Annotated in this window: 12 protein-coding genes; 2 read left to right on the forward strand and 10 right to left on the reverse strand. The window is 64.8% G+C overall.

Annotated elements, in window-relative coordinates:
* Positions 1-183: 183 nt before the first annotated feature.
* Positions 184-2265, forward strand: a complete 2082-nt coding sequence (fusA, locus tag K1X11_RS00485) for an elongation factor G (protein WP_221029094.1) — start codon at positions 184-186, stop codon at positions 2263-2265.
* 109 nt (positions 2266-2374) lie between these two features.
* Here the strand turns inward: fusA and K1X11_RS00490 are convergent, their stop codons facing one another.
* On the reverse strand, positions 2375-3196 hold the full coding sequence (locus K1X11_RS00490) for a sugar phosphate isomerase/epimerase family protein (protein WP_221029093.1): 822 nt from the start codon (positions 3194-3196) through the stop codon (positions 2375-2377).
* A 254-nt stretch (positions 3197-3450) separates the two neighbouring features.
* Here K1X11_RS00490 and K1X11_RS00495 point away from each other — a divergent pair, with 254 nt between their 5' ends.
* Positions 3451-5826, forward strand: a complete 2376-nt coding sequence (locus tag K1X11_RS00495; RefSeq protein ID WP_221029092.1) for a TonB-dependent siderophore receptor — start codon at positions 3451-3453, stop codon at positions 5824-5826.
* A gap of 517 nt (positions 5827-6343) precedes the next feature.
* Here the strand turns inward: K1X11_RS00495 and K1X11_RS00500 are convergent.
* From K1X11_RS00500 to K1X11_RS00540, 9 genes are all read right to left on the reverse strand, one after another.
* A complete protein-coding gene (locus tag K1X11_RS00500; protein WP_221029091.1) occupies positions 6344-7597 on the reverse strand; it encodes an acetylxylan esterase in 1254 nt (417 codons plus the stop codon).
* 20 nt (positions 7598-7617) lie between these two features.
* On the reverse strand, positions 7618-8400 hold the full coding sequence (locus tag K1X11_RS00505) for an SDR family NAD(P)-dependent oxidoreductase (protein ID WP_221029090.1): 783 nt from the start codon (positions 8398-8400) through the stop codon (positions 7618-7620).
* An 18-nt stretch (positions 8401-8418) separates the two neighbouring features.
* On the reverse strand, positions 8419-9309 hold the full coding sequence (locus tag K1X11_RS00510; RefSeq protein ID WP_221029089.1) for an alpha/beta hydrolase: 891 nt from the start codon (positions 9307-9309) through the stop codon (positions 8419-8421).
* Positions 9310-9329: 20 nt separating this feature from the next.
* Positions 9330-11462: a heparinase II/III domain-containing protein gene (locus K1X11_RS00515; protein ID WP_221029088.1), complete on the reverse strand. Its 2133-nt coding sequence runs from the start codon at positions 11460-11462 to the stop codon at positions 9330-9332.
* Positions 11459-13387: a DUF2264 domain-containing protein gene (locus K1X11_RS00520; protein WP_221029087.1), complete on the reverse strand. Its 1929-nt coding sequence runs from the start codon at positions 13385-13387 to the stop codon at positions 11459-11461. Before K1X11_RS00520 ends, K1X11_RS00515 begins: the two co-directional genes overlap by 4 nt.
* A 16-nt stretch (positions 13388-13403) precedes the next feature.
* On the reverse strand, positions 13404-14408 hold the full coding sequence (locus K1X11_RS00525; RefSeq protein ID WP_221029086.1) for a hydroxyacid dehydrogenase: 1005 nt from the start codon (positions 14406-14408) through the stop codon (positions 13404-13406).
* A 4-nt stretch (positions 14409-14412) separates the two neighbouring features.
* Positions 14413-15492, reverse strand: a complete 1080-nt coding sequence (locus tag K1X11_RS00530) for a class I mannose-6-phosphate isomerase (protein WP_221029085.1) — start codon at positions 15490-15492, stop codon at positions 14413-14415.
* A 9-nt stretch (positions 15493-15501) separates the two neighbouring features.
* A complete protein-coding gene (locus tag K1X11_RS00535; RefSeq protein WP_221029084.1) occupies positions 15502-17274 on the reverse strand; it encodes a sodium:solute symporter family transporter in 1773 nt (590 codons plus the stop codon).
* Positions 17275-17400: 126 nt separating this feature from the next.
* Complete coding sequence (locus tag K1X11_RS00540) at positions 17401-18456, reverse strand: LacI family DNA-binding transcriptional regulator (protein ID WP_221029083.1); 1056 nt, start codon at positions 18454-18456, stop codon at positions 17401-17403.
* Positions 18457-18498: the final 42 nt, after the last annotated feature.

Consider the following 18498-nt stretch of genomic DNA (forward strand, 5'->3'; position numbering starts at 1 on the left):
CGAGCGGCGGGTAACGTCGCAAAATCGTCACCATGTTGGCACGCGCTACAGTGGAGCCCACCCGCCGCCCAGAGCGGCATAGTGGACGCGGCCGGACCGAAGGAGCGAGCGACTCAAGGCTCGCCACGGCAATCGGAGACCGCGCGCGGGCCTGAATAAACCCCCAATCATAGGAATACCCCCATGGCCGACTACCCCGCTCCCAAAATTAGAAACTTAACCCTGGTCGGCCACGCCTCAGCCGGAAAAACCGTGCTTGCGGAAGCCATGCTGGCCTGCGCCGGTGAGATCGGCCGCATGGGTTCGATCGAAGCTGGCACCACGCAGTCAGACTTTCATCCCAGCGAAAAGGACCACGGCATCTCCGTGCATGCGACGCTGCTCACCCTGGAGTGGGCGGGCGCGAAACTGAATCTATTGGACGCCCCCGGTTACCAGGACTTCAGCGGCGAGGCGTTGAGCGCGCTGCGCGTCGGTGATTCCGCGGTGATTGTGGTGAATGCCAGCCAGGGCGTTGCCGCCGGCACCGACAAGATGTGGAAAGCGGCCGATGAGTTTCACCTGCCCAAAACGCTGGTGGTCACCGGTATCGATAAACCCAATACGGATTTCAACGCGGTGCTGGAACAGGCGCGCGAACACTTTGGCACCAACGTGTTTCCGCTCACCCTGCCGCTCGAGGGCGGCCCCGGGTTCAATCGGCTGCTCGATGTCATGCGCAGTGAGGTGTTGACCTACCGGACCGACCAATCGGGCGCCTTCACGGAGGCACCGGCGGAGGGCGCGCTGGCGGATCAGGTGAAGGCCCTGCACCGGCAGCTGATCGAATATGTGGCGGAGTCGGACAACGCGCTGATGGAGAAATTTTTCGAGCAGGACGGCCTGAGCGAAGAGGAGCTGCGCCAGGGGCTGCACCAGGCCTTGGAAGACGGCGTGTTTGTGCCGGTTTTCGCGGTGTCGGGCCTGAACAACATCGGCGTGAGTCGTTTGCTCGACCACATTGCCAAGTATGAGTCTTCGCCGGTGGACCATCATCGCGTGAAGGGGCGCACGCCGGAAGGTGTGATGATCGAGGTCGACTTGGCGGACAAAGGCACGGTGATGCACGTCTTCAAGACGATGAACGAGCCGGGCGTGGGTGAGTTTTCGCTCTTCCGCGTGTATGCCGGCGAGGTGCGCAATGGTCAGGAGCTCTTCAATCCGGCGCGCAACACCACGGAGCGCATCGGCCAGTTGTATTACCTGAATGGGCACAAACGTGCGCCCACCACGGTGCTCGGTGCGGGTGACATCGGTGCGGCGGTGAAGCTGCGCGACACCCACACGGGCAACACGCTCTGCGATCCGGAGCGCCCGGTTGTATTGCCCGCGGTCAAGTTCCCGCGGCCCAATATCCATGGCGCGCTGGTGTGCGAATCGCGCGGTGACGAGGACAAGTTTGCGGTGGGGCTCAACACCCTGCGCGAGGAGGATCCGTCCTTCCACCATCGGGTGGATGACGAGGTGCATCAGACGATCATCTCAGGCCAAGGCGAGATTCACCTGCAGGTTACCCTGGAGCGGCTCGTGCGCCGATTCGGGGTGAAGGTTTCGATGGTGCCGCCGCGCGTGCCGTATCGCGAGACGATCAGCGGGACCGGCGAAGCCAAATATCGTCATAAGAAACAATCCGGCGGCGCCGGGCAGTTCGCCGAAGTGTGGCTGCGCATCGCGCCGGGTGAACCGGGCTCCGGGATCGATTTTAAACAGTCTCTGGTCGGCACCAATGTGGACCGCGTGTTTGTGCCCTCCGTGGAGAAGGGCGTGCATCAAGCGTGTCAGGAAGGCGTCATCGCTGGCTGCAACATTGTCGATGTGCAGATCGATTTCTACGACGGCAAGATGCACCCGGTGGACTCCAAGGACATCGCCTTCCAGATCGCGGGGTATCACGCCTTCAAGGACGCGTTTGCGCAGGCTCGTCCGGGACTCATGGAGCCGATCTACGAGATTGTGGTGACGGTGCCGGAAGACTGCGTGGGTGACGTGTTGGGCGATCTGTCCTCGCGGCGCGGTCGCATCATGGGCGTCGACGCCGACGGGCACTTCCAAGCGATCAAGGCGCATGTGCCGCAACGCGAGTTGCATAACTACAGCACGCGCCTGCGTTCCCTCACCGCGAGTCGGGGCGTGCACACCGAAACCTATGTGAGTCACGAACGCGTGCCCCGCGAGCTCGAGGCGACCATCATCGCCGAAGCGCAGGCGGCTCGCGCGACGGAATAGGTGGATGGTCGTTCTTTTTTGCCGGGATTGGTCGATGGCTCGACTGATCCTGGCGAAGAGGCCGGGCTGACGCGGTCGAGGACGTCCGCGTCCACCTGGCGGCAACACGCTAAGTCTCACACAGCGCGCGGAAACGGGGGAGGGCTTCGGCCAGCGGCGGCAGGTAGGGATGCCAGTGTTGCTCCCACTCAAGTGACAGTGCGCCACGGTAGCCGAGTTGGTTCAGGACGGTGAGCGCTTCGGCCCACGGAAATTTGCCGTCGCCGGGCAGGCAGTAGGTGAAGGGTTTGCGCGGTGAGGGTTTGTTGATGCTGTCCTTGAGGTGCACGTGACACACGGCGTCGCCCAGCAGGGCCGCGGTGTCGGGCAACGCGACGCCGGCGCGCCACGTATGGTGCAGATCCCACAACACGGCGAGGTCGGGCAGTTGCTGGCGCAGCGCTTGTAGCGCGAGCGGATGCACCAGCGCGTCGTGCGTTTCGACAGCCAACTGGGTGCGAATACCGGCGCGATTTCGCTGCGTTTCCCAATCCGCCATCCACGCGGCGACCTGAGCCCAGTGGCTTGCGGAGGGTGGGGTGCTCGCGTCGCCGCCATCAAAGACGCGCAACCACGGACAATCCAGCGCGTCGGCGGTGGCGCCCAAGGTCTGTAGCGCGGTGATGTCTGCGGTCGTTGCCTCGAGTAGCTTCACCGAGGTGCCGAGCATCGGGACTTTGAGTTGGCGCTGAGTGAGGTCGTGTCGGGCGTTCGGCGGTCTAGGCAAAAGGTCCGCTACGTTAGTCGGCTCCAAGGTCTCGCCACGAAGACAGCGTAGTTCGATGCCCGCCATGCCGGAGGCCTGAGCGAGGTCCAGGGTTGAGTCCCAATCAAGAGAGGGGCACCCGAGCGTGGAGAAGGAAAGAGGGCGGGCAGCGCGAGCGTTGAACATGGGAATGAAGATGCCAAGTGAGCGAGGGGGGCGACGTATGGCTGCGCCACAAATAATAATAAAACCGGTTCGTAAGAGGAGAAACAGGCAATCGGACGAGGCGAACGTGGACGAGAATAATAATTATAAATTTGAGCTTGCCGGACCGCGCGAGAGGCGCGATAGCAACAACGCTGATTTCTCGAAGTCGTGCCTTGGCGGCGAATTCGCTGCCGGGACGACGCATCCCCCGCATCCCCCTAACCCAGTTGTTTATGAAACCGTTTTTCGGTCTGACCGCCTTGCCGCGGTTGTCCCTTGCTGCGTCGTTGGCGACCTTGTCGTGCGCCCATCTGCCGGCGCAAACTGAAGCCGCGGACGATGAGCCCACCAATGAGGAGGTCGTCACGCTCAAGGAATTTTCCGTCACCGCCACCACGCCCAGCGAGTATGGTGCGGCGGAGTCCACCACCGGCACGCGTGTCGCCAGTCGGATTCGCGACCTGCCGTTTTCGGTCAATGTCGTGACCGGCGAGTTCCTCGATGACTTCGCGGCCTTTGAGTTCCGTGAACAGTTCGGCTACACCAGTAGTGTCTCGGTGTGGGAAACGCTCTCCACCGGCTACAACCTGCGCGGCTTTGATGCCGACGTGCAGCTGCGCAATGGCTTTCGTCGCATCGGTCTGATCGACAAGGTCAACGTCAGTCGCGCCGAAGTGATCAAAGGCCCCGCCGCGTCGATCTACGGCACGGTGCTGCCGGGCGGCACGATCAACGTGATCACCAAGAAACCCGAGGCGAAGCAGAAGACGCAGATGACCCTCTACGGGGGCAGCGACGACATGTATCGCGTGCGGCTTTCGTCCACCGGTCCGGTCAAGGACAGCGAGTCGTGGTTCTACCGCATTGATGCGGCCCATCACGCCAACGACTACGACCAGCCGTTTAAGCACAAGGAGCAGCGCACGGTGGCCGCGCAGTTGCTCTGGAAACCCAACAGCGACACCAGCTTCCTGATGGAATACGAGTGGTTGGAGCGCGACGAAGTGGCGATCGCGAGCACGAGTATCCCGATGCTGACCGAGGTCGCGGATGACCCCTACCGGGAAGGCCGCACCTATACCCGCTACACGGGGCTCGCTCTCGACCTGATGGATTTTAATCCGCAGGGACCGCTCAACTATTCCGACCGCTACGTGCACAATGTGACGGCGACCTTTGAGCATCGCTTTAACGACATCTTCTCCCTGCGCAGCAGCGGCAACTGGTTCGAGCGCGGCTTGGAGCGCCAGGAAGTCGGCAGCCGCAGCCGGATCAATTCGGCCACCGGTCTGATGGATCGCGGCACCCCGCGCCTGCGTCCCTATGGTGAAGGTGGCGCGAGTTGGCAGACGGACCTGCTGGCTTCGTGGGAGAGTGGCTCCGTCTCGCACAAAACGCTGCTCACAGTCGATTACCAGCGTCAGACTGAGACCCCGGAGCGTTGGGACATGACCGCCACCGCGATCGCCAATGGCGGCATGCCGGCCGACGTGCTGGGCGGCCTTGATCCGGCCAACCCCAACTACGATTTTGTGACTTACCGCGAGGACCCCTCGCTCTACGCGCTGTCGCAGAAAGAGGATAACTCCCTCGATCTCTGGGGCGTGTTCCTGAGCGAGCGCATGACCCTCGCCGATGAGCGCATCAACCTCATGGCCGGCGTGCGTTACGACTACGTCGACAGCCACGCCCGCGATCTGCGCAACAACACCGACAGTCGTCGCAACATCAACGAGACCACCTACCAGTTGGGCGGCAACTGGCGCGTCACGCCGGGACTTTCGCTCTTCGCCAGCACCTCCAAGTCGTTCGTGCCGCAATTTGGCGTGGGCCGCGCCATCGATGGTTCGACCTACGACCTGCCGAACGAAACCGGCGAAGGCTGGGAAGCTGGCTTCAAGGCCGACATGCTGGAAGGGCGCCTCACCTTCACCACGACCTACTTTGATATCGATCGCGCCAACGTGGCCCGTGACACCTTCGACCTCGATACCGGCGCCACCATCACGGTGCTTTCCGGCGCCGAGACCTCGTCGGGTGTGGAGTTCGATTTCAACTGGGTCGTCACGCCGAGCCTGCAGTTCTTCGGCGGCTACGGTTATGTCGACGCCAAGTATGTTAGCCACGCCCAGGCCCCGCACCTCGAGGGCATCCCGCTGCGTCGCGCGCCGAAGGACAATTTGGGCGTGGGCGTGAAATACACCGTCAAAAACGGCACGCTCAAGGGCCTGTATTTCACCGGCGGATACAAGTATTACGGCGAGTCGCTGGTGAATCCCTCCACCGGTCGTCGTATCACCGCGAGCAGCAGCCGTCCGATTCAGAATCTGCGTCTGCCGAATGGTCGCCTCATCTTTGCCGACCTGCCGGAAGGTGAGTTGATCTACAGCGGTGAAGCCCGGGTCGACGACGGTCGCGAGTCCATCTTCAACGACTCGTATGGCATCTTTGAAGCCGGTGTGGGTTACAGCTGGCGCACGCATGAGCGCCGCTATCGCCACAAGGTGCAGCTGAACGTGCGCAACCTCAGCGACGAGGTTTACACCTACGGTTCCGCCGGACCGGGTCAGGGCCGCTCCTTCACCGGCACCTACGACCTGAGCTTCTGAGTTCTAGAGAGTTCTTGGGGTTAGTTATAAGTTAGGACACAGATCGAACACCCGGCCACGGATCACACGGTGCCTCGCGAGGGCCCGCGGGATCCGTGGCCTTCTGCGTTTGGGAGCGGAGGGGAATGCAGCAGCGAGGCAGGGGGGCTTGGATACAGAGGTCTCAGAGGGGGACACAGAAAGGCACAGAGGAAGTCACCGGAGGAGACGGAGTGGCCACGGATCACTCGGATTAGCAGGGATGAGGTGCTGTAGCCGGGGTCGGTGACCCCGGGAGAGCGGCGGACGGCGGAGAGGCAGCGTAGCGCGAGCAAGCTCGCAGCCTACAATGCCGTGTTCGAAGCCGCCCGGTAGGCCGCGAGCTTGCTCGCGCTAACGTTGGAGTGGTTTGACCACGCGGCCGAGGGGCAACGTAGAGCGGCCGAGAGGGCCGCTGCTACACTCGGACGAGGGATGTAGCCGCGGGCGTGTCGCCCGCGTGCGGTGGAAGGAGGGGCGACGCGGTGCCGGCCTCGCCTTACTGCACGCCGGCCATCGCGGCGACGCGATCGGCGTAGTGTTTCGCGAAGGGGCGGGAGGAGCGGTGGCCCATTTCCTTTTCGATCATGAGCGTCTTTTCCACCGCGATGAGGTTGTAGACGGCCTGCATGCTGGTGGGCGGGCAGGTTTCGTCGTTGTAGCCGAAGGCCAGGCTGATCGGGGCGTGCAAGCGACGCGCGAAATTGGCGGTGTCGTAATAGCGCGTGGTCTCCAGTTTGGCGGCGGTTTGGTTTTCCGGCTTGGACAAGAGATGCGGCCAGCCGCCGGCGCGGCCGGTCAGGTAGCCCGTGGTGTCGCAGTAGGCGGGGTAGTTGGTGACGGTGCCGGTGACGCGTGGATCGAGCGCGGAGGTCACGATCGAGAGTTGTCCGCCTTGGCTGCCGCCGGCGACCACGAGGCGCGTATTGTCCCAGTTTTCCTCCTGGGTGAGCACATCGTTGGCGCGCAGACAGGCGAGGTAGACGCGCAGGAAGTAATAGCGGTCGCGGTTATCGAGGTTGAACTCCGGGTAGTAGTTCAACGCTCCGGCGCGGAGGTTTTGGTAGAGCGGCTCGGGCAGATCCACCGGGATGCCGTGAATGCCGATCTGAAGCACAATCATACCGCGCGCCGCGAGCGACTTCTCGCCGGTGTAAGGGCGCACCCCGGCGCCCGGCACGCGCAGGACGGCTGGGTAGCGACCGGGCGCGGCGGGCATGGTGAGCATGCCGTAGAAACGCATGGGGCGGTCGCTGAAATTCCAGGCATCAAAACTTACTTTGTAGACGAGCACTTCCTCGGTCGAAGCCTCCACGTCGAGTTCGCGGCTGAGGTTCATCGGGATGGCGGCGAGGCGTTCGATGTAGCTCGCCCAGAAGGCGTCGAAATCGGCCGGATCGGTTTGGGTGACCGTGAGTTGCTCCGGCGCGAAGGCGGCGGTGGCGAGCGCACTCTGTTCACCGTAGCTGACTTTGCAGCGCAGGAAGCCGGGCGAGGTCATTGAGCCGGTGAGCACCAGCCCGGCGGCGGGCACAGTGACCGCCGCGTAGTCGGTTTCGAAGCGCTCCGGGCCGAGTTGGTAGGTGACCGTTGCGTCGGGCACGGGCTGACCGTCGTCGAGCACGCGCACCGTGAAGGTGGCGGTGTCATCGAGGCCATACACCCAGTCGGCATGATCAAGCGTGAGGGAGAGTTCGGGCGCGGCGCGCAGGGCGGCCGCCAGCAGCAGGAATGCGAGGGCGAGGCGTTGCATGGCAGACTTCGTTCGGGGAATCAGCCGCACCAGACGCCGCCGTTCACATCGAGGGTGGCGCCGGTGATGAAACCATCGTATTCGCTGGCCAGATACACGGCGGCGCGGGCGACGTCGGCGGCGGTGCCGGCGCGACCGAGCGGGATGGCGGCGATGGTGGCGCGGGCGGAGTCGTCGGTGGTGTGCGTGTTGTGAAAGGCGGTGCCGAGGATGAGGCCCGGGGCGAGGGCGTTGACGCGGATGCCGACCGGGCCGAGTTCGGCGGCGAGCGCCCGGGTGAAGGTGAGCACGGCGCCTTTGGCGGTGGCGTAGGCGAGGGAGCCCCCGTGGCCGCCCTTGCGGCCGGCGAGCGAGGCGAGATTGACGATGCTGGCGCCTCCGTGCTGACGGGCGGCGGCGGTGAGATGCGGCAGGGCCGCGCGGGTGACACGCATCATGCTTTGCATGTTGAGCGACATGACGCGTTCCCAGAAGCCATCATCGATCTCGGCGAGGTCGTGGCGGGCGATGAGGGAACCGGCATTGTTGATCAACAGGTCGATGCCACCCAGTTCAGCGGCGGCGCTGGCCACCAGTTCGTCGCCGCTACCGGGGGCGGTGAGATCAGCCGCGGCGGCGGCAAAACGGCGGTCGAGATGACTGGCGCGGGTGGCGAGGGCCGCCGAGCCGGTGGCGCTGGAGTGATAGTGCACAAAGACGTCGCAGCCGGCTTCGAGCAACGCCTCCGCAATAGCGAGGCCGATGCCTTGGGCACCGGCGGTAATCAGAGCGCGTTTACCGGCAAGTTTGGGGAGGAGGGGCATGGCGAAAAGGATGGCACTTCAGTCCTCGTTGGCGACGGGCAACAGATGCAGGCGGGTAAGAAAATCGCTTTGGAGTTCCGGCACCTTTCGCTTCCAGCTCGGGACATCCTGCGTGTAGTTGTGCCCGCCGCCGGGCACGGGGTGAAACTCGCAGGTGTTGCCGGTCGCCACCAAGGCGGCGTGCAGGGCAACGGATTGGGCAAAGGGCACGAGGCGATCGGCATCGCCGTGGATCAACAACACCGGCGGCATCGTCGCATCGAGGTGTTGCAGCGGTGAATAACGGTCGGGCTCGGCGACGTTGAAGCGGTCGCCGCCCACGCCAGTCGCGGCCGAGGTGTCGGAGGGCGGGGAAGAGAGGATGAGCGCGGCGGGTTTAAAGCGCGGAGCCTCCTCCTCCTCGGTCAGCTCGGGCGGTGAGGTCGTGATGGCGGTCCACAGGGCGAGGTGCGCGCCAGCGGAGGAGCCGACAACGATGATGCGTTGTGGGTCCACGCCGAGTTCGTCGGCGTGGTCCTGGATCCAGCGAATCGCGCGGCGCGCGTCGGCCACGGTGTGACTGGCATCACTGTCCGGCCAACGCTGGACGACCCGATAATCGGGCGCGAAGCCCACCATGCCGAGGCGGGCGGCGGCGCGGGCGCCACCGATGGATTTTTCCGGGGTGCCGTGTTGCCAGCCGCCGCCGAAAAATTTCACGAGGGCGGGCCGCCGATCGGTCGGTTTCCAGCCGGCGGGTTTGACGATGTGCAGCCGCACCGGCTCCGGTTGCGCGTCGCGGTAGATCACGGTGTCCGCGCCGGGGAAGCTGGTGGGAGTGGCGGGCGTGTTTTGGCCGTAGCTGAGGGCGGCCGACAGCGGCGCGACCGCCCACGCGAGCACGAGACTCAGGATTTGTTGCGAGCGCATCGGGGTGGTGGCGGCGACGATCAGTCGATCGCGACGGCGTCGTCGGTGAGCGTGATGGTGTCGACCTGGCCGTCGGGGCGTGTGACGACGAGGCGACCGCGGGCATCCACGCTGGCGGTGAGGGCGGACGCGCCGCCGAGTTCCGGCTCGGGCCAGAGCACGGCGAAGACGATCTGGTCGTCGGCGGGATCGCGGGCCTCGAGCGTGAGGTGCATGTGATCGCGCCACTTGGTGGTGACCCAGTAGTGCTCGTCGGAGAACTGATAACGCGGATCGATCGGCACCGGGTAACGGTCGGTGATGGCGGCAAACCACTTGGTGGCGGGAGCGACCAACTGGGTGGTGAGCGATGCCTGTTCGCCGTTGATGAGGGCCTGCTGGGTCTGGTTGTTCCAGCCGAGGTCAAACTCGGCGTGCAACAACCAGGAGAGTTTCACGGGATCGTGGGTGATGACGTGATCGCGCACGACCAGGTAGCGTTGATCGACGAAGAGCAGGTCGCGGGTTACGCGGCGCAGACGGCCTTTCGGCTGGCGGGTTTGGTAGGCGATGGTGGCGTCGCCGGTGGTGAGCGCGTAACGGTCGCCGACCTCGAAGCGGGTGATGCGGCCCTTGGCCTCGCGCACCTGTTGCTCCTGACCCTCGCCGTCGATGAGGATGGCGTTTTTGGAAAGGGTTTGCCAGGTCCAGCCCTTGTGGTGGGGCGAGCGATGGAACTCGCGGTTGGCGGAGTTGATGGCGAGGCCCTCGCCGTAGGCATTCAGGATGAAGCTGTTTTGGTCGGGATGGCTGTGACTGTAGGAACCGTAGGGGGAACTTTTGAAGGTGATGTGGATATCGTTGGCGGGATCACCGAGGGCGGAGTGGAAGGACACCCAGCCGACGTCATCAAAATGTCGATACGGCGGCAGGTCGGCCAACGGCGCCGGCGCGGGCAAGGGGTAGCGGCTGCCGATGAAGTTGCGGATGAGCAACTCACCCGAAGTCGGGTAGCTGCGTTTCAGTTCGCCGAGGCCGGCGAGGGCAGCGGAGGGACGGTCGTCGGTCTTGAGCTGGGCGTAGCTCAGGAAGTAGCCGTTCTGCTGCACGCGGGCGAGGTGGGTGAGGTATTCCGCCATGGCCGGTTCGAGGTTGAAGTGGCCGGCGTTGGAGGCGTCGCCAAAGGTGGTGTGCAGGTAGGGTTGCACATTGTAGAGGGCGAAGTAGCCGGTGTTGCGCCAGAAGGGCGCGTCGTAGGCGAGCGGGTCGCCGATGGCGGCGAGGGTGTCCTGAAAAATGGCGTGCTCGAAGGTGCCGCGCCAGTAAGCGCTGCCCTCGGCCCATCCCCCCGCGTCGCCGCCGAAGGGGCTGAACTGATCGCGGTAGAAGGTGTAAGCAAAGTCCCACCAATCGCGCGCTTCCTCGGGCAGGTCGTCCCAGAGCGCGAGGCCGGTGAGGCCAACCATGGCCATGAAGCGCACGGGGTGGCTTTGGGGTTTCACGCGCACGGAGTTGCGCTCGAGTTTGGAGATGCGAGCCTCGCGGATCCAGCGCACGGTGCGGTTGCCGCGCTCGCGAAAGTGGTTGAGCACCTGGGCGCGTTCGGCGTCGGTGAGTTCGTCGCGGAGCTGGTCGTAGATGAGAGGGAGTTTGCGCCAGAGACGGAAGTTGCCCTCGTCGTTGTAGTAGATGTCGGTCGCGCCGAGGACGGCGCCGCTCTCCCAATCGGGCGCGAAGTGCCAGTCGGTAGAGCCGAGGAGAAATTCTTTGGCTTTGGAGAGATAGCGTTCTTCGCCGGTCACGATCCAGCACAGGGTGGCGGCTTCGGCGATGCCGGAAATGCGCCCGGCGACATCCTGCACGTCGCGCCATTTGTCGGCTTTGAGACTGTCGCGTTTGCTGGGCTCGGGGTCGCCGTAGGTGACGGGCTCGGCGGGATGCGGGAAGTCCATGTAATCGCGATCGAGGTCGGCCTTGATCGCGGCAAACGCGGCGGCGCCCTCACCCGTGGTGCAGTAGGCGCGAAACGCGTCGTGTTGGCCGGCGACGACGAGGGTGCGCGGACCGTGGGCGGGCACGATGGAGGCGGGGTCGGCCGCGGCGCGGGCTGCAGTCGGAAGTGCAGCGCTCAGCAGGCCGATGGAGAGGGCAAGGGAGGAGAGCAGGGTTTTCACGATAAAGCGGGGAGCAGGGGATGTTGCAGGTTCCAGGAACCAAGAGCGGGGTGTTGCAGCGACCAGGTGCCAGCGGCTTGAGGACCGACGGTCCACGGAGCGGCGGCGGTCCGATCGCGGCCGGTCCAAACCAGCGCAGCGACGATGGCGGTCTCGCCGGCGGCGGAACCGAAGGAGGTGGTGTCGACGACCGGCGTGACGTGGTAGGGCGCGCGGAGATGCGTGCGCGGCGTGGTGTCGTCGAGACGCGTTTCCCAGTCGGCCGAACTGAAACCCAGCAAGGGCTGCAGGACGGTGCCGTGGCCGTCGTTGCGCCACGCGGCGTGAGCCGTTGTAGCCGGGGGCGTTGACCCCGGACCGGCCTCACCGAGGCCGGCTACAGTGAGGTGCTTTGGATCGCTCGCGGCGAGGGCGTAACCGCCGAGGCGGAGCGTGCCGGGTTGGCGGTTGGTGCAGACGTGGATCTGGAGCAGCCAACCGGCGCGCCAGAAGATGACCGTATCGACGGTGCAGTTCACCTGGCCGTGTTTTACGCCGAGGTTCCAGACGTAGCGCGAGTGGGTTTCCGTCATCTCGACGGCGACGGTGGAATGGCGGGCGAAACTGCGGCCATCGGGCAGGTGTAGCGTGAGCGCGGAGTCGCTGGTGGTGGCGGTGGCGAAGGGTTTCGCGATGCAGAAATCGACGTTGGTGCGATAGGCGGTCTTGCTCCACTTCGCCGCGCCAAAATCGACGTGGGAGATGGTGATCTGCGAACCGGCGTTGATGATCTCCACCTCGCCCGCGACGCTGCGCACGGTGAGGCCGGGCACGGGCATGACGTGCACGTAATCTCCTTGTTCGGCGGGCAACGGGGATTCCGGTTCGTGCCAGAACGGATGCTCGGGCAGCAGCACGAGGGGCGCAAATCCCTTGGCCGCCCAGTAAGGCGAACCACCGCAGGAGTAGTGCTCGGCCATGTCGCGAAACTCATCGATCCAGCCGACCGAGAGCAGGCCCTGGCTTTGCGTGATCGGGCGCGAGAGGAAGTAGTCGAGGTTGCGCGTGCAAAGGCGACGCAGCATGCCGAGCGGCTGAGCGGTGGTGCCGGCCGCGGCGCTGAGGCCGAAGACGTTGATGCCGTTGAAGCGGTAGCAGATCGAGCGACCGAAGGCGGGGTGGGCGCCGTCAGCGGCGAAGAAATGCACGTAGTCGTCGACGAAGCGACCAGCCCAGGTGTTCCAGCGTGCGGCGCGGGCGGGTTGAGCGGCGCCGTGGAGGCGGGCCCACCAGAGGCCGTAGAAATGAAAGGCGTAGGCGTTGTAGTGATCGTAGGCCTGGTTGATGCCGTCCTCGAACCAGCCGTCGCCGCGATACATGCCCTCGAGCCGATCGAGGAAGGTGTCGATGACCTTGCGATCGGTGGGATGCCCGTAGCCCTCGGCGCCGAGAAACTCGAGGATGTGCACGCCCATGAAATAGTGGTTGTTGTTCACGATCCCGTTGCCGCGGGCGGAGGCCAACCAGTGGGCCACCTGATCGCGCTGGGCGGACGTGAGCGGATCCCACAACTCGGCGCGGGCGATCTGCAGGCCGATGCAGAGCAGCCCGATTTCCACGTGGTGTTGGTGGTAGTTTGCGTCGGGCCCCCAATACTGCGGGTGCGTCGGATCGGAGCCGATCAGCAAGCCGGCGCGAAACCACTCGGCGATCGCGGCGCGCAGCGCGGTGTCGTCCGGATGTGGCGCGGATTGCAGCCAATGCGCCGCCAGCAACAGCGGACGCGCAAAGGACTCGAGGCGGTCGGCCTGCGCGTCGTGATTGGTGGTGGCCGGACCGTCAATGGGAATGCCGGCGGCCCCCGGCGCCATGTGCGGCAGCAGGGCCTCCAGCAGACCGCGGGCGGCGTTTTGCCAATGACGATAGGAGGGCGGTAGGTCGGACATGGCGCGGGCTGCTCAGTCAGGTCGAGCTGGCGTAAACGTCGGGCGTGATGACGGCGCGCAACGGCTCGCCGGCGGCGTAGGCCTGCAGGTTGCGCACCCCGAAACGGCCGGCGTCGACGCGGCGGTCGGTGGTGGGGCCGCCGAGGTGCGGGGTGAGGGCGACGTTGGTCAGGCCGCGGAAGGGGGAATCGGCCGGCAGCGGTTCAATGCCATAGACATCGAGACCGATGAACACCTCGCCGCGGCGGGCGATTTCGAGCAGGGCGGTTTCGTCGACGGTGGCACCGCGGCCGACGTTGACGAAGAGGCTGCGCGGGCGCAGGGCTTCGAGGTGTTCGAGGCGGATGGAGTGGTGCGTCTCCGGGGTGAGTGGGGCGAGTTCCACCACGATGTCGTGATCGCGCATCAGCGCATCGATGGTAGGGACGACACGGATACCGTGGGACGACGCCAGGCTGGGCGTGAGGTCGGGCGCATGCACGCCGATGTCGCAGCCGAAGGGCGCGAGCAGTTTGAGCAACTCGCGGGCGACGCGCCCAAATCCGCGGATGCCGACGCGGCGGCCGAAGAGCGAAGCGGTGACGGTGGAAGGGTCCTTCCAGCCGCCGTGCAGGTGCATGGCGATGGCCCAGTGGGAGGTTTGGCGCAGGCCGGTGAGGATGTGCAGCAATGCGCCCTCGGCGACGATGCGGCTGATGGAGTCGCCCCAATTGCTGACGATCAGCCCGGCGGCGACCTGTTCACTGGAAACGAGTTTGCGCACGGATCCGGCGAGGTAGCAGACGTAGCGCAGGCCGGGTGGCAGGTCGGCGGGCAGCGGTGGCGTTTTCCAGCAGGCGAGCAGGACCTCGGGATTGTGGGCGTGGAGCTGTTCGGCCCAAGACTCGGCGGTGAGTTCCTCGGGGCGCAGCGTATCGACGCGGGCATAAGCGGCGGCGATTTCATCACCCAGCGGGGCAGGGAGAAATTCGGTCTCCTCCTGGACGGTGAGACAGGTGAGTAAGGTGGGGCGCGGTGGCATGGCGTTAGTTGGCGGGAAAACACTCCAGCAGTTCAGCGGAGTCTTCGGGCAGCAGATCGAGGGCATCGATGCCGGCGGGAAGGAAGAAGGATTCGTGGCAACGCACGGTGTGACGGCGGCCGGCGTGGTGCAGGTGCACGGTGCCGCGGGTGACGGTGCAGATGGCACAGGTGGGTTCGCTCTTGGTCACCGGTTCGTGCAGCACGGTGCGGCAGACCCGAAAACAATCAGTGCGGTCGGGGCCGATGAGCGTCTCCTGCCAGGAGTGCGGACCGAGGACGCGGCACTGGCTCGGGCGGCAGCGGAAGGGCGATTCGCCATCGACGAGCGGGTAGGCGTTGAAGTCGACGAAGGAGAGCGCGAAGTCGACGTCGCGCCCCATGAAGCGGGCGGCTTCGGGCAACACATAACCGTCGCGCACAAACTCGAGGCGGGCGACGAGGTCGGACGGTTCCTGGATTTCGACCATGAAGATGCCTTCGCCCAAGGCGTGCGGGACGCCGCCGGGAATGAGGTAAGTCTGGCCGGGCGCGACCGGCACCTTGTCGAAGCAGGCGGTGAGCGCTGCCATGTCCTGCCGCTCGATCCAGTCGCGCAACTGCGCGGGTGTGGGCGGACGTTGGAACCCGACGTAGATGTAGGGATCGTCGACGCCATCGCGCACACCGAGGATGTGGTAGGCCTCGGTTTTACCGCTGGGTGAATCGAGATGTTGGCGCGCAAAGGCGCGCGGCGGATGGCATTGGAAATGAAGCCGCGTGGCGGAGTCCAAAAACTTCACCAACAGCATGGGCGCCGGGCCGTAGCGCGCGACGTGGGCCGCGCCGAGAAAGTAGTCGGGATCGCTGGCAATGAGGTCGGCGAAGTCCACACTCTCGCCGGCGTAGGTCACTTGGGAGACGCCCTCGCGGGGAAGGTCGCGACCGGGGTTGCGGGCGAGGGTGACGGAGCCGATCCAATCCTCGGCCAGATGTGAATCGGCCGGGGTGCGTGCGCCCGCGATGCGATCCAAGGTGGCGCCGCCGGTGTAGGAGCGCCACACCCGGTTGGGCGGCAGCAGGACGATGGAATCAGCGGGAGGCATGACGGCGGATCAGGGTTGCTCCGGATGACGGTCGGCCGGTGTCGGACGGGCGCGCGAGAAGCGCACGAGCAAGGTGCCGATGGTGATCACGGTCGCGCCGCAGAAGATGAACGCGAGGCGGCCGATGGTGGGGTTGGGGATGAGCGCCATGAGCACCACGATGCTGCCGTAGGGAATGCACAACCACCCCATGAGCCGGGCCTGACGATCGTCCGAGGCCGGGGCGGATTCTTCGCGGGCGTAATCGACCGGCGTGTCGATGTTGGTGCAGAAGCGCTCGATCTCCTCGCGCTGGGCGGCAGGGGCGCGGTTATAAAAACGGCGGGTGAAGAGGAACCACAACACGCCGGCGGTGGTGATGGTGAACACGCCGATGCCCTGTTCCCAATTCTGCCGCTCAAAGGCGGTCACGCCATCGCGGGTGCCGAAGACACCGGCGGCCCAATCGATGTCGAGGTAGGTGGTGGTGATGAAGCTGACCGCAAAACAAACCAGCAGCGTGGACCAACCCGCCCAACCCGGCGTGCGGCGAATGATCAGGCCGAGCACCAAAGGCACGATGTAGGGCAGGCTGACGAGAATCTGGAATTTGAGCATGAGCTCAAACAGCGAGAGGTCTTTGATTTCGCTGTAGAAGATGGCGACGGCGATGACCAGCAGACCGAGGGCGACGGTGGAGGCTTTGCCGACGTTGAGCAGCTCGCGATCGGAGGCCTGCGGGCGCAGCAGCGGTTGGTAGAGGTTCTTAACGATGATGCCGGCGTTGCGGTTGAGGCCGGAGTCCATCGAGGACATGGTCGCGGCGAAAATGCCGGCGGCGAGCAGGCCCATCATGCCTACCGGGTAGACGGTGCGCGCGATGGCGAAGTAAGCGCCCTCGGAGGGTTTGGAGAGTTGCGGAAACACCTCGGCCAGATCCGCGCCGGTGGCCGATTGAATCATCGGCGGCAGGAACCAGAACACGAGGCCGCCGAGGAAGAGACCGCCGGCGAGCAGACCGGCTTTGCGAGCGTGGCTGCCGTCCTTCACGCAGAGGTAGCGGGAGGCGTCATTGAGGTTGTTGGTGGAGAGGAACTGCTTCAGCAGGATGGCGATGCACCAGAAGATGAGGAAGTCGTCGGAGAAGAGTTTGCCGGGATCGAACGACGTGGTGCTGAGCTTCTCGACCACGGTGCTGAAGCCGCCGATGTGAGCGATGGCGAGGAAGGTGGTGACGATCGTGATGGGGATGAGGATGAGCACCTGCACGAAGTCGGAGGCGATCACCGCCCAACTGCCGCCCAGTAGTGACATCAACAATACACAGAGGCCGGTGATGAGGATGGTGGTGCGCACCTCGAAGCCAAACGCGGCGGCGAAGAAGACGCCCATGCCGTAGAGCCAGATGCCGGCGCTGAGCATCTGCAGCGGCACGATGATCCAAGTAAAGGTCTGCTCACTGGCGCGGCCGAAGCGCTGGCGCACGGCTTCCATCGAAGTAATCACGCGCATCTGCCGCATGCGGGGACCGAAGTAGGCGGCGTTGAAAAAGAAACCGATGGCGTTGGCGAAATAGATGACGATGATCGGCCAACCATCGAGGTAGGCGCGACTGGCCGCACCGGTGAAGGTCCACGCGCTGAAAGAGACCATGAAGGCCGAACCGCCCGCCATCCACCAGAGCACCTGGCCGCCGCTGCGGAAGTAGCTGCCGACATCGGAAATGAAGCGGCGGAAGACCCAGCTGATTGTCAGCATGAAGACAAAATAGAGGGCGAGAACGGCGTGGTCGTAGGCAGACATGGAGGGGTTTCGGCCAGTAGGAAATAATAATTATAAATCGACAACTCCAAAGCGCCAAAGAGCGGAAGAATTTCCGAAACGCATCAGGAGGGGTAGAGAGGGAAAGCAGGCCGGCTTGCCGCTGGCTCAGCGGGCCGGCAGGCCGGTGGACTCGCCCACGAACAGCCGGGAGCTGAGCACCAAGTCGTGGTAGGCACCGGAGTTGTCGCCGCCGCGAGAGAGGGCCAGGCGGGCGGCTTCGCGACCCAGGTCTTCCGGATCACAACCGGCGGCGGTGATGCTCGGGGAGGCTTTGGTGGCGGTGGCGGAGTAGTCGGCGGCGGCGAGACTGACGTCGGCCGGCACGTGCAGACCTTCGCGTTCCAACACGCCGGCGGCGCCGAGGGCCATCTGCAGGTTGTAGGTGACGAAGGCGGTGGGGAAATCCTTGCGGCGGCGCAGTGGCATGAGGCTGAGCATGGCTTCGTTGCCTTCGGCACGATCACCTTCGGCGCGCTTGACGACGTAGCGCGGATCGAGGGTGAGCCCGGCCAACTTGAGGGCGGAGCGCAGGGCGTTGAGGCGGTTTTCGTGGCGGGAGAGGCCGGCGTTGCCGCCGAGCCAGCCGACGCGTTGGTGGCCGAGCTCGCGCAGATGGTCCACGAGGGACTTCAAGGCCTGCGGTTCATTGCCCAGCACCGAATGGCAAAAGCCGGTGTGACGGGCGGAAACCGCGACGATGTGCGTGGTGTGCTCGCGGAGCTGCTCGAGGAAGGCGTCGCCGACCTCACCGAGGAGCACGACCCCTTTGATGGCGTGGCCGGCGCCGAAAAGCTGAGCCAGACGGGCGGGCGTCATGCTGTCTTCCGAACCGAGCAGGGCGCCGGTGTAGCCGTCGTCGAGCAACTGGTCGTTGAGACCGTGCAACACGTGGTTGAAGTAGCTGCCCTGGGTGTGGAGGTTCACACCGGCACGCAGAATGATGCCGATCTGGCGCGTGCGGATGTCGTCCGGCGTATCCTCGAGGCGAATACCCTTGGGTTTGTAACCCGCCTTCATGGCGTAATCCCAGATGCGCTGATAGGTCTCCGGATGGATCCGATCACGCTGTCCGTTCAGGGTGAGCGAGACCAAGGCCTGGGACACACCCAGCTCCTTGGCGATGCTCTGTTGGGAAACGCGGGCCTTTTTACGCACGGACATAGGCTTGATAATTATGAGGCCTAATCGAGAGGATTTTTGCTT

This window comes from Actomonas aquatica (assembly GCF_019679435.2).
In the GTDB taxonomy this organism is placed as follows: Bacteria; Verrucomicrobiota; Verrucomicrobiia; order Opitutales; family Opitutaceae; genus Actomonas; species Actomonas aquatica.